The organism is Azospirillum terrae (assembly GCF_053470425.1).
Genome location: NZ_JBPXMR010000001.1, coordinates 399503 through 414324, shown reverse-complemented (window position 1 = coordinate 414324; position 14822 = coordinate 399503). Strand labels below are relative to the sequence as shown.

General features: G+C 66.5%; 12 protein-coding genes. 7 read left to right on the top strand and 5 right to left on the bottom strand.

Features of this window, described 5'->3' with window-relative positions:
* Nucleotide 1: 1 nt before the first annotated feature.
* The 4 genes from ACSVDD_RS01840 to ACSVDD_RS01825 form a co-directional block, all read right to left on the bottom strand.
* Nucleotides 2–1330, bottom strand: a complete 1329-nt coding sequence (locus ACSVDD_RS01840) for a pyruvate dehydrogenase complex dihydrolipoamide acetyltransferase (protein ID WP_448187586.1) — start codon at nucleotides 1328–1330, stop codon at nucleotides 2–4.
* Between the two features lie 15 nt (nucleotides 1331–1345).
* Nucleotides 1346–2725 carry a pyruvate dehydrogenase complex E1 component subunit beta gene (locus tag ACSVDD_RS01835; protein ID WP_448187585.1) on the bottom strand — a complete coding sequence of 460 codons (1380 nt, stop codon included), beginning with the start codon at nucleotides 2723–2725 and terminating at the stop codon, nucleotides 1346–1348.
* An 89-nt stretch (nucleotides 2726–2814) separates the two neighbouring features.
* Nucleotides 2815–3843 (bottom strand): pyruvate dehydrogenase (acetyl-transferring) E1 component subunit alpha, encoded by a 1029-nt coding sequence (pdhA, locus tag ACSVDD_RS01830; protein ID WP_448187584.1) that lies wholly within the window; start codon nucleotides 3841–3843, stop codon nucleotides 2815–2817.
* A 152-nt stretch (nucleotides 3844–3995) separates the two neighbouring features.
* Nucleotides 3996–4385 carry an FtsB family cell division protein gene (locus ACSVDD_RS01825; RefSeq protein WP_448187583.1) on the bottom strand — a complete coding sequence of 130 codons (390 nt, stop codon included), beginning with the start codon at nucleotides 4383–4385 and terminating at the stop codon, nucleotides 3996–3998.
* A gap of 216 nt (nucleotides 4386–4601) precedes the next feature.
* Between ACSVDD_RS01825 and ACSVDD_RS01820 the strand changes: the two genes are divergently transcribed.
* Nucleotides 4602–4877, top strand: a complete 276-nt coding sequence (locus ACSVDD_RS01820) for a hypothetical protein (protein ID WP_448187582.1) — start codon at nucleotides 4602–4604, stop codon at nucleotides 4875–4877.
* Between the two features lie 45 nt (nucleotides 4878–4922).
* Here the strand turns inward: ACSVDD_RS01820 and ACSVDD_RS01815 are convergent, their stop codons facing one another.
* Nucleotides 4923–5315, bottom strand: coding sequence for an acyl-CoA thioesterase (locus ACSVDD_RS01815; protein ID WP_448187581.1), 393 nt, complete (start codon nucleotides 5313–5315; stop codon nucleotides 4923–4925).
* 124 nt (nucleotides 5316–5439) lie between these two features.
* Between ACSVDD_RS01815 and parE the strand changes: the two genes are divergently transcribed.
* The 6 genes from parE (at nucleotide 5440) to ACSVDD_RS01785 (ending at nucleotide 14786) form a co-directional block, all read left to right on the top strand.
* Nucleotides 5440–7428, top strand: a complete 1989-nt coding sequence (parE, locus tag ACSVDD_RS01810; protein WP_448187580.1) for a DNA topoisomerase IV subunit B — start codon at nucleotides 5440–5442, stop codon at nucleotides 7426–7428.
* Between the two features lie 1039 nt (nucleotides 7429–8467).
* Nucleotides 8468–9145: a hypothetical protein gene (locus tag ACSVDD_RS01805; protein WP_448187579.1), complete on the top strand. Its 678-nt coding sequence runs from the start codon at nucleotides 8468–8470 to the stop codon at nucleotides 9143–9145.
* 284 nt (nucleotides 9146–9429) lie between these two features.
* Nucleotides 9430–11652, top strand: a complete 2223-nt coding sequence (locus ACSVDD_RS01800) for a TnsB C-terminal domain-containing protein (protein ID WP_448187578.1) — start codon at nucleotides 9430–9432, stop codon at nucleotides 11650–11652.
* A 7-nt stretch (nucleotides 11653–11659) separates the two neighbouring features.
* Nucleotides 11660–12664 carry a TniB family NTP-binding protein gene (locus tag ACSVDD_RS01795; protein WP_448187577.1) on the top strand — a complete coding sequence of 335 codons (1005 nt, stop codon included), beginning with the start codon at nucleotides 11660–11662 and terminating at the stop codon, nucleotides 12662–12664.
* Nucleotides 12657–14543, top strand: a complete 1887-nt coding sequence (locus tag ACSVDD_RS01790) for a TniQ family protein (RefSeq protein ID WP_448187576.1) — start codon at nucleotides 12657–12659, stop codon at nucleotides 14541–14543. The genes ACSVDD_RS01795 and ACSVDD_RS01790 overlap by 8 nt, the downstream gene beginning before the upstream one ends.
* 18 nt (nucleotides 14544–14561) lie before the next feature.
* Nucleotides 14562–14786: a hypothetical protein gene (locus tag ACSVDD_RS01785; RefSeq protein ID WP_448187575.1), complete on the top strand. Its 225-nt coding sequence runs from the start codon at nucleotides 14562–14564 to the stop codon at nucleotides 14784–14786.
* Nucleotides 14787–14822: the final 36 nt, after the last annotated feature.

Sequence of the window (14822 nt, the reverse complement as noted above, 5' to 3'; positions counted from 1 at the left end):
CTTACAGCAGCATGCTCAGCGGATCCTCGACGAGCTTCTTGAAAGCCGCGAGGAATTCCGCACCGACCGCACCGTCCACCACCCGGTGATCCACCGAGAGCGTGCAGCTCATCACCGTGGCGATGGCCAGCGCGCCGTCCTTGACGACGGGGCGCTGCTCGCCGGCACCGACCGCCAGGATGCAGCCCTGCGGCGGGTTGATGATGGCCGCGAACTCACGCACGCCGAACATGCCCAGGTTGGACACCGAGAAGGTGCCACCCTGGTATTCCTCGGGCTTCAGCTTGCCGTCGCGGGCACGCTTGGCGAGATCCTTCATCGCGTTCGAAATCTCGGCGAGGCCCTTGCCCTCGGCGGCCTTGATGATCGGGGTGATCAGGCCGGTCGGGGTGGACACGGCGACCGACACGTCGGCGTGCTCGTATTGCAGGATGCCCTCGTCCGACCATGCGGCGTTGGCGGCCGGCACCTTCTTCAGCGCCAGGGCGACGGCCCGGATGACGAAGTCGTTGACCGACAGCTTGTACGCATCCGACCGGCTGTTCAGATCGGCGCGCACCTTCATCAGGGCGTCGAGCTGGCAATCGATGGTCAGGTAGAAATGCGGGACGGTCTGCTTGGCCTCGGTCAGCCGGCGCGCGATGGTCTTGCGCATCGACGAGTTGGGCTGGAGCGTGTAGCGCATGCCCAGCTTGTCCGAGTAATCCCTCGCATCCACGCCCACCGCCGGCTTGGCAGCCGGAGCGGGGGCCGCTGCGGGAGCGGGAGCCGCCGCCGGGGCCGCGGCCTGCAGAGCCGGCTTGGCACCGCCGCCGGCTTTGGCAGCCTCGACGTCGGCCTTGACGATGCGGCCGTGCGGGCCGGAGCCCTTAACCGCAGACAGGTCAATGCCGGCCTGCTGGGCGATGCGGCGCGCCAGCGGGCTGGCGAACACGCGGTTGCCGTGCGTGGCCGGAGCGGGAGCTGGGGCCGCTTGCGGAGCCGGCGCGGGAGCTGCCGCCGGAGCGGGGGCCGCCGCACCGTCACCCTTGGGCGCGGCGGGTGCCGGAGCACCGCCGCCGGCCTTGGCGAGCGCGCTTTCGTCCTCGCCCTCTTCCAGCAGGATGGCGATGGGGGTGTTCACCGCCACGCCCTGGCTGCCGTCGCCGACGAGGATCTTGCCGATGCGGCCGTCATCGACCGCCTCGACTTCCATGGTGGCCTTGTCGGTCTCGATCTCGGCAAGGATGTCGCCGGATTTCACCGCGTCGCCTTCCTTCTTCAGCCACTTGGCGAGGTTGCCCTCGGTCATGGTGGGCGAGAGGGCGGGCATCAGGATTTGAATGGTCATGGTCTGTTGCCCCCCTTACGCGCGGTAGCAGGCTTTGCGCGCCGCCTCGGCGATACGGTCCGCCTGCGGCAGGACCAGCTTCTCCAGGTTGGCGGCGTAGGGCATCGGCACGTCCTTGCCCGTGACCCGGATCACCGGCGCGTCCAGATAGTCGAAGGCGTGCTCCATCATCAGCGCCGCCTGTTCGGCGCCCATGCCGCAGGTGGCCCAGGCTTCTTCGACCGTGACCAGACGGTTGGTCTTCTTGACGCTCTCGACGATGGTGTGGACATCGAGCGGGCGGATCGAGCGCAGGTCGATGACCTCCGCCTCGATGCCGTCCTTCGCCAGCAGCTCGGCGGCGGCGAGCGCCTGGCTCACCATCAACGAGTAGGCGGTGATCGTCACGTCCTTGCCGGCGCGCAGGATCTTGGCGCGGCCGATGGGAACGATGAAGTCCTCGCTCTCCGGCACGTCGAAGCTCTGGCCGTAGAGGATCTCGTTCTCCAGGAAGACGACCGGGTTGGGATCGCGGATGGCGGACTTCAGCAGGCCCTTGGCATCCGCCGCCGAGTACGGCGCCACCACCTTGAGGCCCGGCACGCTGGCGTACCAGGGCGTGTAGTCCTGGCTGTGCTGGGCGCCGACGCGCGCCGCCGCACCGTTGGCGCCGCGGAACACGATGGGGCAGCCCATCTGGCCGCCGGACATGTACAGCGTCTTGGCCGCCGAGTTGACGATGTGGTCGATCGCCTGCATGGCGAAGTTGAACGTCATGAACTCGACGATCGGCCGCAGGCCCTTGAAGCCGGCGCCCACGCCCAGGCCGGTGAAGCCGTATTCGGTGATCGGCGTGTCGATGATGCGGTCGGCGCCGAACTCCTGGAGCAGACCCTGGGAGACCTTATAGGCGCCCTGGTACTGCGCGACCTCCTCGCCCATCAGGAAGACCATCGGGTCGCGGCGCATTTCCTCGGCCATGGCGTCGCGCAACGCTTCGCGCACGGTCTTCTTGACCGTCTTGTCGAAGAACTTGTCCTCATCCGAGGCCGGCGGGGCGGCCGGGCCGCTGATCACCTGCGCCGGCAAGGTGGACGGCTTGGCGTCCTCGCCCTTGACCACCGGCTGCGCGGCGGTCTTTGGCTTCTCCTCGGTGGCGGCGCTCGCCTCCTCGCCATCGCCCAGAATAACCGCGATGGGGGTATTCACCGCGACGTTGTCGGTCCCGGCGGTGATCAGGATCTTGCCGAGGCGGCCTTCATCGACCGCCTCCACTTCCATGGTGGCCTTGTCGGTCTCGATCTCGGCGAGGATGTCGCCGGACTTGACCTCATCCCCCTCGTTCTTCATCCATTTCGCCAGCTTGCCCTCGGTCATGGTGGGCGACAGCGCCGGCATCAGCACTTCGATCGGCATTGGTTCCTCCGTCCGCGCGGTCGCCTGGGGCCGTTCGTAAAAGTCAGCCCCGGCGCTCCTCAGGCGCGGTCCCCCGTTTCGTGTTGCGGTCAGGCTTCGAGCAGAACATCCGTCCACAGCTCGGACGGATCGGGCTCGGGGCTCTGCTGGGCGAATTCAGCCGATTCAGAGACGATCGCCTTCACCTCGCGGTCGATCTCCTTCAGCTTGTCCTCGGTGGCGACACCTTCGTCGAGGAGTTGCTTCTTCAGCTGGTCGATGGGATCGGACTCCGTCCGCATCTTCTCGACCTCTTCCTTCGTCCGGTACTTGGCGGGGTCGGACATGGAGTGGCCGCGGTAGCGGTAGGTCTTCATCTCCAGGATGACCGGGCCGTTGCCGTCGCGCACCCAGTTCACCCACTCGTCGGCGGCGGCCTTAACGTCAAGGACGTTCATGCCGTTCACCTGCACGCCCGGAATGCCGTAGGCCGCGCCGCGCTGGTGCAGTTCGCCGGCGCTCGAGCGCTCCTGCGCCGTGCCCATGGCGTACTTGTTGTTCTCGATGATGTAGACGACCGGCAGCTTCCAGAGAGCGGCCATGTTGAAGCTCTCGTAAACCTGCCCCTGGTTGACGGCGCCGTCGCCCAGGTAGGTGGTGCACACGCCACCGTCCTTCAGGTACTTGTGCGCGAAGGCCAGCCCGGTGCCCAGCGGCACCTGACCGCCGACGATGCCGTGGCCGCCGTAGAAGTTCTTCTCGCGGCTGAACATGTGCATCGAGCCGCCCTTGCCCTTGGAGTAGCCGCCGCGGCGCCCCGTGAGCTCGGCCATCACGCCCTTCGGGTCCATGCCGCAGGCGAGCATGTGTCCGTGGTCGCGGTAGCTGGTGATGACGCTGTCGCCTTCCTTGAGGACCGCCTGAACACCCGTCACCACGGCCTCCTGGCCGATGTAAAGGTGGCAGAAGCCGCCGATCAGGCCCATGCCGTAGAGCTGGCCCGCCTTCTCCTCGAAGCGGCGGATCAACAGCATCTCGCGATAGTAGCGCAGAAGTTCTTGGGGCGTCGCAGCCGGAGAGCGCTTGTTCGAAGCGTCGGTCTCGGGTTGCGCCTTAGCACGGCGTCGGGGCGCTGCCATAACTCCTCCCTCGGTTTCTTGCGGCGGGCTACGGGCTAGCAGCCGGCGCGCTTCTCACAAGGAGAGTTCTAGCGCCGGGTATGGGCGCTGACAAGCGTCAGCTTCGCAAATATCTGTTCTATAACACGAAATCGCGATTAACCGGATTTCCGTTAATTGACTGATCTGGGCCGCTTCTCCGTCGCGGACTCCTCTTGATCGTACAAAGGGGGCAACGAAAGAATCACGTCGTTCGGGTGAGTGAGGTTGAGCATCGCCCGCGCGCGCTCGTCCAGCATGTCGCGATCGAGGTGTTCGGCGTGCAGCAGCGAGGCGCGCCGCTCCATCCGCTCGCGCTCCGCCCGAACCTGGTTAAGCACTTGTTCTGCGCGAGATATTTCGCCGTCGATGTGCTTGAGCGCAATGAGGCCGCGGTCACCCTGCACGGCATAATAGACAAAATAGCCAACGACGCACGCGCCGATGGCCGGGCCGATGGTCTGCCGCAGCGCGCTCTTGGCAGCGCGCTTCAAGGCATCGGTAATATTGCTCATCACGGTCATGAGCGGATGGAATCACACCGATTTTTCAGCGTCAAACGAAAAAACCGGAATACCCAAGAACTTACAGCTCTGGGTTCTTGGCGCCACAGAGTAATAGGACTTTCGAGTCTTTTGCCCGAGTCGCACCCGCAACGCCCGGCCGCCCGGCGTGTTGGGAGGAATGCCGCCGCGCTGCACGCAGGGCCGGCGGTCGCAAAACCAGCAAGGAGAGTTCCGATGCGTTCCAAGCTCATGCTCGCCGCCCTGCCGGCGGCGCTGCTCGGACTGGCGGCCTGCGACGACCAGACCGCCCAGAACGACAAGCAGACCAGCAACACCTCGACCGCGGAGCGCCCAGCCACCACCCCGCCGCCGCCGGCCGGAACGCCGGGCCAGAACGCCTCGGGCGTCGGGGGCGCCGGCGCTGGCGGCCCGATGGCGCCGGGCGCCGCCCCCACCGCCACCACGCCGAGCGCCAGCCGGCCGGGCGGCTCGTCGGGGAACACGCAGTAAAGTTCAGCGGTTCGCCCCGCTTCGGCAATAACGAAGCGGGGCGCCCTACCCCGCCGGCACCGCGCGCGGCTGGCGGTCATCCCCGATAGCGACATAGGTGAACACGCCCTCGGTCACCTTAACCGCCTCGCCGGTGCGATGGCGCTGCACCCATGTGTCGATGCGCACGCGCATCGACGTGCGTCCCACCCGCTCGATGGTGGCGAAGCAGCACACCTCGTCACCGATATACACCGGTTTGTGGAAGGTCAGGGCTTCGACGCCCACCGTGGCGACGCGCCCGCCGGCCCGCCGCACCGCCACGGTGCCGCCGGCCAGATCCATCTGTGATAGAAGCCAGCCGCCGAAGATGTCGCCGTTGGGGTTGGCGTCGGCCGGCATGGCGATGGTGCGCAGCGCCGGGCCGCAGTTCAATTCCGGCGGGGTTTGGTCGCTCATGATCCCTCCCTTACGGGCGCGTTCGCGGATGCGAAAAGGGCGCGCACAAAATGTGGGGCGGAGGCTATGATAGGGCACCAGCATTCGCTTGCGCACCCCTGACCGAATTCCTATTATTGACCCCATGAGCGATCTTTTCGAGAACACGGCCCGCAAGGCCGAGACATACTCCGCCCAGGATATCGAGGTTCTGGAAGGGCTTGAGCCTGTCCGACGACGTCCGGGCATGTACATCGGCGGAACCGACGAGCGGGCTCTGCACCACCTCGTCGCCGAGGTGCTGGACAACGCCATGGACGAGGCGGTGGCCGGCCACGCCAGCCGCATCGACCTGGAACTGGGCGCCGATGGCACGGTGACGGTGCGCGACAACGGCCGCGGCATCCCCATCGACGACCACCCCAAGTACCCCGGCAAGTCGGCGCTGGAGGTGATCCTCACCACGCTGCACTCGGGCGGCAAGTTCTCCAACAAGGTCTACCAGACCTCGGGCGGCCTGCACGGCGTCGGCCTGTCGGTGGTGAACGCGCTGTCGGACCAGCTGGTGGTGGAGGTTGCGCGCGAGCGCCAACTGTACGTCCAGACCTACAGCCGCGGCACGCCTCAAGGGCCGCTGGTCGCCAAGGGCGCCGTCAACCGGCGCGGCACCACCATCCGCTTCCACGCCGACCCGGAGATCTTCGGCGAGGCCGCGCATTTCGAGCCGCACCGGCTGTACCGCATGGCGCGCTCCAAGGCGTACCTGTACCGCGGCGTGGAGATCCGCTGGATCTGCGACCCGTCGCTGCTGGCACCGGACTCGACGACGCCGGCCACCGAGTCGCTGCATTTCCCGAACGGCCTGCTCGACTATCTGACCACGGCGCTGAAGGACCGCAAGACGCTGACGCCGCACCCCTTCACCGGCGAGGTGGCGCTGCCGGGCGACCAGGGGCGCGTCGAGTGGTCCATCGCGTGGCCGGAGGATGAGGAGGGCTTCTCGCACACCTACTGCAACACCGTGCCGACGCCACAGGGCGGCACGCACGAAACCGGCCTGCGCGCGGCGCTGACCCGTGGCCTCAAGGGCTACGGCGAGATGGTGAACAACAAGCGCGCCGGACAGGTCACCGCGGACGACGTGGTGGGCGAGGCGTGCATCCTGCTCTCCGTCTTCATCCGCGAGCCGCAGTTCCAGGGCCAGACCAAGGACAAGCTGGCGACGCCCGAGGCGCACCGCCTCGTCGAGGCGGCGCTGAAGGACCGCTTCGACCACTGGCTGTCCGGCGACCCGGCGGCGTCCAACGCGCTGCTCGAACGCCTGATCGAGAAGGCCGAGGAGCGCGCCAAGCGCAAGCAGTCCAAGGATCTCGCCCGCAAGACGGCGACCCGCCGCCTGCGCCTGCCCGGCAAGCTGGCGGACTGCTCGCGCAACGCGCCCGAGGGGACGGAGATCTTCCTGGTCGAGGGCGATTCGGCCGGCGGCTCGGCCAAGCAGGCGCGCTCGCGCGAGACCCAGGCCATCCTGCCGCTGCGCGGCAAGATCCTGAACGTCGCCAGCGCGTCCGCCGACAAGATGAAGGCCAACCAGGAGCTGAACGACCTGACCCAGGCGCTGGGCTGCGGCGTCGGCAAGGACTTCTCCAGCGACAAGCTGCGCTATGAGAAGGTCATCATCATGACGGACGCCGACGTGGACGGCGCCCACATCGCCTCGCTGCTGATGACGTTCTTCTACCGCGAGATGGGGGGGCTGATCCAGAACGGGCACCTGTATCTGGCGCTGCCGCCCTTGTACCGCATCAGCCACGGCGGCAAGTCGGTCTACGCCCGCGACGACGCCCATAAGGACGAGTTGTTGGCCAAGGCCTTCAAGAACAAAAAGGTCGAGATCAGCCGCTTCAAGGGCCTGGGCGAGATGATGCCGGCGCAGCTGCGCGACACCACCATGGACCCGGCCAAGCGCACGCTGCTGCGCGTGATCGTCCCCAACGCCGCCGACCCGGAGGAGCAGGAGGATCACGAGCGCACCAAGACCCTGGTCGAAAGTCTGATGGGCCGCCGGCCGGAGCTGCGCTTCCAGTTCATCCAGGAGAACGCGAAGTTCGTCCAGGAGGGGGATATCGACGTCTGAAGTGAAGGTTCTCACATAACCTGAGGTTTTTGTCGCATAAAACGAGGCAAGTTGCATAACTTGCCTCGCTTTCTCTTTATGAGGGCCTTTATAGGCCCATATTCCTATATGCGAATATATGTCATGGCGCCTGCAAAAGCCGACGATCGCGCCGCATCTATTCGCTTGAAGCGGTCAGGAGAGCCGCGCCAGTTCCATAGGTGTTCGCTCGCCTTACTCGTGGCAATCGAATGCACTGCGGGGAAGATGCCTGCAACAAAGTCTTCCAGGGTGTCAATGGCGCTTGCTCTGCGTCGCCAGATGCGCAGCCACGAGCTGGGATTTTCTTCGATTTCGCGGTGAAATCCCGATTTAATCTCCTACCCATAGGTACATGATCGACAGTGATATCTGCCCGGCTTGCCTAAGAGCACTCCTCAACATCTTGCCGAGGCACTGGCGAACTCAAAACGGGTTGCGCAACTCTTCAGAACTCCAAAGACTTTTTTACACGCATATAATTCCTCTGGCGCGTATCTTGAGCACTACGCGCCAGCGCACTCGCAATGGCATGACGCTCCACGCAATATTCGGCATTATGCGACTCCAACATCTTGGATGGCAAAGTCACCACCGCTAGACAAGCGGCCATTGATTCAGGATGCTGAACCCGGAAAGCTGACGGATCCTCCTGCATTCTTTCCTGTTGTTCAAATCGAGCGTCGCCGACTTCTTAGGCGTGCGCTGTAAATTTTGCGGCCGCGGATTTCCGCGCTAAGGGTTCGTCCGGGTTCCACGCGGACGGCGACCGGTAGCGGCTGCCCTAATCCAAACTCCGCGACTCGTAGCCCGTCGGCAATAGACCGGTTTTTCGCTTGTTTTGTTCCTATTGCGTGAGATTAAATCCCCAGTAAGGGATCGTGATCCTGATTTCCCGAGTCGCAGCGCCGGCCGCGGATGCGGCCCGCTCGGCGCCTCGGCCCGACGCTGGGCTCGTCCGAAGGGGACCGTCACGTCCCCTCCGGGCCTAGACCGACTACGATGGATCGGAGGGCGACGTATGGGAAGCATGGATGATCTGGCGGCCCGACTCGCGAAAGCCGCCGAAGGGCCGGTACGTCCGCCGGCGTCTCCGCACGCCGGAAAGGCGGTGCGCGCTCGCAACCGGCGGATCAGGGCGTACTTCCAGAGCGTCAAGAACGCCGCGTCCATGCCGTGCACGAGCGATGCCGATCAGCAGTTCATGTACCTGCTCGAGGCCGATCGCTCCGTACGAGCCTACGACAGGGATCCGCATACGGTGAACGTCCGGATCGGCGAGACGCTGCATGCCCACGTCGTCGGCTTCGCGATCCATCTCGAGAGAAGCACGGTCCTCGTCGACATCGGCCCCGCCGACGAAGGGGGGACCAGCGCCGAGGTCCTCGGCGCCGTCCGCGACCATTTCGCGGAGACGCGGGTCCCCTACGCCATCATGCCGAGGTCCGAGCTCCGCATCGAACCGCGCTTGAGCAATGCGAAGGCTCTCGTCCAGGCCGGCGTGACGGCGCCGGATCCAGCGTTCCTGTTGGAGTTGACCGAGGCGGTCTCGCTGGGGGCGAGGACCCTGGGAGACCTCGAGGCCGCCCTGGGCCGCTGGGAGGGCGCACGACAACTGATCTACGCCGCCGCGCTGCGCGGAAAGGTTCAGCTGGATCTGAGCGGCCCTTTGGCCTCGACGACATCCCTCTCCTTGTGAACGGCGGCGACCATGGATGTTCAGACCCGTCGCCGACCAAGCGGCCTCGAGTTCGGCACGATGGCGTCGGCCATGACGGCCCCTTGGGGGAGAGGATGCCCGACGCCACGGGGCGGTTCCCGCCAGCGAGCCCCTCCGCGCACAGAGGGGAACGGCCGGCGCGGTCGGTGACGGCCGCGCACGCTACCGACGGAGAAGGCGGAGCGCATTCGCCGGCGACATCGTCCCTGGGACGCGTCGCGCCGGCGCCTTGAAGCGGCCTCTGTCGGAGTCCAGGACCACGCGTGGACGAACGCGCCGCCCCCGGCCGGCGCGAACGCCGCGAACTGCTCTGCGGAGGGAGCATGTCGGCAATCCGGCTCATGATGCGCGCCGGCCAGCGGGTCGAGATGGAGGGACGGAACTACCGCTTCGTCAAGCACGGGTCGGCGGGCCGTCATGTGTTCGAGGACGAGGAGACCGGCCTCCCGGAGACCCGCCAGATCGAGCACCTCCTCCGTCTTCTGGAAGCCGGCAGCTTCGCGCCCCTGCCGGACCTGCCGACCGTTCTCGAGGGACGGCCGGCCACAAGCATCGACGACCTGGTCGATCCCGCGCTGCGCGCGGGGACGGCGCGTCGGCTCGCGTACGTCCAGGCGTGGAAGGATAGCGGGGCCAGCCTCAGCGAATTCGCCCTCCGGCCGATCATCGATGCGACGGCAGCGCGTCTGGGCGATCCGTCGCCTCCGGCTCCGAAGACGCTCCAGAAATGGCTGAAGGAGCTGCGTGCATCGGGAGGCGATCCGGCGTCCCAGATTCCCAGGATCAAGGAGCGAGGCAACCGCCGGCGCCGGTTGCGGTCGCCGGTTCTGGACGTGGTTTCCGAGGCTTTCGACGAGGTCTGGCTGCAGCCGCATCAACCGCAGGTGATGGCGGTCTACGACCGCATCGTGGCGCGCATCGCGGAGATGCACCCCTCGCTCACGCCGGAGGAACGCCGGAAGATCACTCCGAGCGTGTCTACGGTCTATCGGGAGCGCGACCGGATCGACAAGTACGTCGCGATCTACGAGCGGGAGGGAGCGACCGCCGCTCGCCTCATGGCCGCGCCGAAGGGGCAGGCGCCGCCCACGACCCGGCACAACGAGGTCTGGGAGATCGACCACACCCAAGCGAAGGGCAAGAAGGCGAACGGGGAGGAACTCATCCTGCTCGTAAGGGAGGACAGCTCCGACATCGTCATCGGCCAGGCATGGCTCACGAGCATGATCGATCGGCACACGCGGATGGTATCCGCGGCCGTGCTCAGCTTCGACTCCCCGAAGGTCGAGCTCGTGTTCGACTGCTTGCGCATGGGGATCCTGCCCAAGACCTTCATCGCCTCGGAGTACCCGGAGCTGGAGCATGACTGGCCCGTGTTCGGAATCCCGAACACCCTGGTTTGCGACAACGCGAGCGAATTCCGAAAAGCCGAGTTCATCGAGGCATGCAGGCTCCTGGGCATCATCATCCAATACACGCCGCCGCGCAAAGCGTGGTTCAAGGGCATGGTCGAGCGGTTCTTCCGCAGGATCATCGCGGAGCTCTTCACGCACGTTCCAGGCAGCCAGTTCGCGGAATACTTCCAGCGTATGGGGCGAGCTCCACCCGATACCGTGGCGACGACGACCCTGAGCGAGCTGCGCCGCGTGGTTATCACCTGGATCGTCGATTCCTATTCCGTGCTGAAACATCAGGGTCTTCAAGCCATTCCCCGCGAGGCATGGCTCGACAGCGTGCGCGTGCACGGAGTGATTCCGCCGGATCCGAAGCTCGTCGCCGTGGCGTTGACGCGACGGGAGGGACGCACCCTTCAAGCCTACGGAATCGACCTCGACAAGTACATCTACGACAGCGTGGAACTCGCCGGTCTTCGGATGGAGATCGGAACCGGCGTCAACGTCGCCATTCTCATCGATACTCTGAACATGGGGGCCATACGCGTGGTCCATCCGCGCACGGGCGAGCTGATCCCAGCGCGCGCCATACCCAGGCATAGGGCCTATCTCGAGGGTACGACGTTCTACGAGCATCGCTTGGTCGCCGCGCTCAAGCGCCAGAGTCCAGAACGCTACGACGGCATCGAGGGTGCGATCATCGCGCGCGACACGTTGCGTCGTGGGGTGGAGCGCCACCGCGGGCGCCTGAAGAAGCCGGAGCGCCAGCGCAAGGCGCAGTTCCTCGACCACCTGCGGCGCGCGGACCAGGCGCGGGAGAAGGCGGCCCAGAGGATCGAGGCCGAAGCCGGCCCGATCTCCGGGACCATCCTGTCCGCCGCCTTCGGCAGAGCGGCGGCCCCGACGACGCCCGCGTCCGCCGACACCGTCCCGCCGTCGGCCCCGGCAGAGCCCGGGGCTACGGGCCTTCCGCCCGTCGGGACGCCGGCGGCGGCGCCGACGCTCGATCCCGACCTCGCCGATCTCGACGAGTTCCGACGCCGCCACGGCATCGGCGACAACCTGCCTCCCATCCCCAACGAAGATCCATGAGGTTCCCATGAGCGTCGACGACTTCGAACCGTTCACGCCAGATCAGCAGGCGCAGCTGGCGCGCATCCACAACATCTTCGTTCAAACGACGCGTACCCGGCGAGGGCTGTTCTGGATAGCTCAACTTCAGAAAATGGGTATGAACGACCATGAGGCACACTGTCGGTTTCTCCTCGGTCCGACGGGAGCCGGCAAGAGCCGTGTGACCAAGCAGTTCGTCAACGCGCGCCCCAAGGTCGTCGGAGAATACGGCGTCGTCGAAGTGCCGGCGCTTCTCGTCAAGATGCCGGCGAACTGCACGCTTCGTTCCGTCGCGCAGGCAACCCTCGTCCAGCTGGGCGACATGGACCCCACCACTGGGACTGAAGCCATCCTGACCTTGCGCGTTCTGAAGCAAATCAAACGACAGAACGTGAAAATGCTCATCTTCGATGAGGTTCAGCACATGATCAGCGCGCGGGACGACACTCTGGCCTTCGAGGTCGCGGACTGGATCAAGGCGTTGTTGAATGAGAACGTTTGCCCAATCCTTCTGGTCGGAAGCGCCGCCGCCGAGCGGATCGCCAACGCAAACGAGCAGATACTCAGGAGGAACCTTGGATTCTACTATCTCGAAGCTTTCGATTGGCGGAAGGAGGACGAGCAGAAGGAGTTCCGCGCAATCCTCCATCTCATAGACCAGCACCTGGGCTTTCCGACGCTTTCCGGCTTGGGGAATGCGGCGACCGCGTTGCGCATCCATCACTACTGCCGCGGCCTCATGGGACACGCCATGAACCTCATTTACGCAGCGTGCCAGGATGCGCTTCTCGACTGCCGGCCGTGCGTGACCTACGAGCATTTCGCGCGCGCCGTCGACGAACTGACCAGCAAGAGCCGGCGCGGCTTCAACCCGTTCCTGGTGGAGGATCTCGACCCGGTGGCGCCAGCGTCTTTGTACGACGACACCGAAACCAAGGCCGCCGACGAAGCCAACCGGCGCGCGCGGATGCGGAGAACGAACGATGCTTGATGAACACGCCGGGCTGCCGGTCCGGGTCCGTCCGTATCCCGACGAGAGCCTGCCTGGTCTCATCGTACGGATGTCCGAGGAGAACGCGTTCGTCGGCCCGTACCGTATGCTGCGGATCTGCAGGATCCTCGGAACGATCGGAACCGCAGCGGCGCGCCCCTCTTCCATCGGCCCCCTGGCCGAGCTGTTTGTCCTGCCGCGCGAGACCGTCCAGCGCGCGTCGTTCTGCCGGCCCGACGGTGCCGCCGCGCTCCTCGGGCACGAGGTCCCCCTCGACTTCGTGACCTCGGAGCGCGTCCGGGTCTGTCCGCTCTGCCTGGCCGACGCGCCGTACCACCGCGCGGTATGGTCGTTGAGCCTGTCGACGGCGTGCCCGCTCCACGCCGTTCGGCTCGTCGAGCGATGTCCCCGATGCCGCGTTCGGCTGACCTGGACGCGCGGCGGCTTCGAGACATGCCGTTGCGGCCAGGATCTGCGGGAGACCCAGCCGGAGCCGGTGGACCCCGCGGTCCTGGGAGGGCTGCGGGCAGTGCATGAGCGTCTCGCCGCGCCTCCCGGCGAGTTCCGCGGCCTCGCCGGCGCCGGCGGGTTGGGCGGCGTCCTCAAGCTTGTTCATCGTCTCGGCGGCATGGCGCTGGGCTTCCAGAGGTTCGTCAAGCCCTTGGCGCTCGCCGACCACGACGCCGATCTTGCCGTGCGCGTCGTCGACGCTGGGTGGCGGGCCTGCGCCGACTGGCCCGCGTCGTACATCGCCTTCCTCGAGACGTTGCGTTCCGGCGCCGCCGATCGGGACGGCCGGTACGGGATGTCGAAGGCGTTCGGCGCCTTGCCCACGTGGCTGGCGAAGGAGGCCGGCGAGCCCGTCGTCGACATGGCCCGCGAGCGGTTGCTGGAGTACGCCGCCGGCATCCCCGGCATGGCCACCCGGGTCGAGGCGGTGCACGAGCGCCGCGGCTCGCTGCCCTCGACGCAACGGACGCTGCCGGTGAAGGCCGCGGCGCAGCTGATCGGCACGTCGGATTGGAAGCTTCATGCTGTGGTGCGGCGCCACGGCCTTATCGTTTCGGGCGGCGGCGGAAGCGGCGAACCCATGCTGATGAGCCTCGCCTCCGCCGAGGCGATCGCTGAGGAAATCCATGGGCTGGCGAACGTCGGCGCGGCCCGGAAGGTTCTCGGCGTCCAGCAGAAGGGCTTCGAACAGATCGTAGCGGCGGGGCTGCTTCCTTCCCCCGCCACCGGGCCCGCGGCGGAGATCGCCGGCAAGCGGGTCTGGCGCATCGCCGAGCTCGAGGCGCTCATCGACGGGGTCGCCGCCGTCTGCAGGAAGGATCGGTCCGCACGCTCGGGGCTGCTCTCGCTCGCGGCCGCCTCGGTGAGCCTGGGCGCCTCCGCCGGCATCGGACTCGGCGCCTTGGTCCGCGCGATCCTCGATGGGCGCCTTGCTGTGCACCCCGGCGACGCGGAGCGCCCGGGCCTCGGTCGCTTCGTCGTCGATCAGGTCGATGTCGCCGCCCTGGGGAGAGCCGTCCTCAAGGTGGAGAGCACGTCGATCTCCCTCGAGGACGCGGCGACCGAGCTTGGCGTGAAACGGGAGACGGCATACCGGTGGGCCAGGGCGGGCCTGCTGCCCGCGTCGAAGGAGACGGACCGGCGCGGGTTGAACGGGCTCCGCATCAGCCGGGAGAAGCTCGCCGCGTTCAAGGCGGAGTACGTGACCGCGGCGGAGCTTCGCGGGCAGCGCGGGCTCGGCGTCTCGAAGAAGCTCGCCCTCGCGCTGATCGCCAAGGGAGCGGTGCCGGTGTCCGGCCCATCGGTCGACGGCGCCCGCCAGTACCTGTTCCGGCGCGCCGACATCGACGCGCTCCTGGCGCGCAATTGACATCAACGGAGGTCGAGGATGGCCGTCGAACGACATGGCGACTTTCTGGTCGTCGGGGACCTCGGAGGATGCCGGCGCGCCCTGCGCATCACGGAGATAGCCGAGGTCCGAGACCACGACGAGAGCGGCCTCGAGGCCGCCATCGTCACGCGGCGCGGCGAAGCCATCGTTCTGGCCGACGACTTCGACGAGGTGCTCCCGCTCGTTCTGGTGCCACTTCTGCGCGTTTATAACCGGAGCTGAGCTAGGGAGCGCGCGCCGCCGCACTCGAGCGGCGAA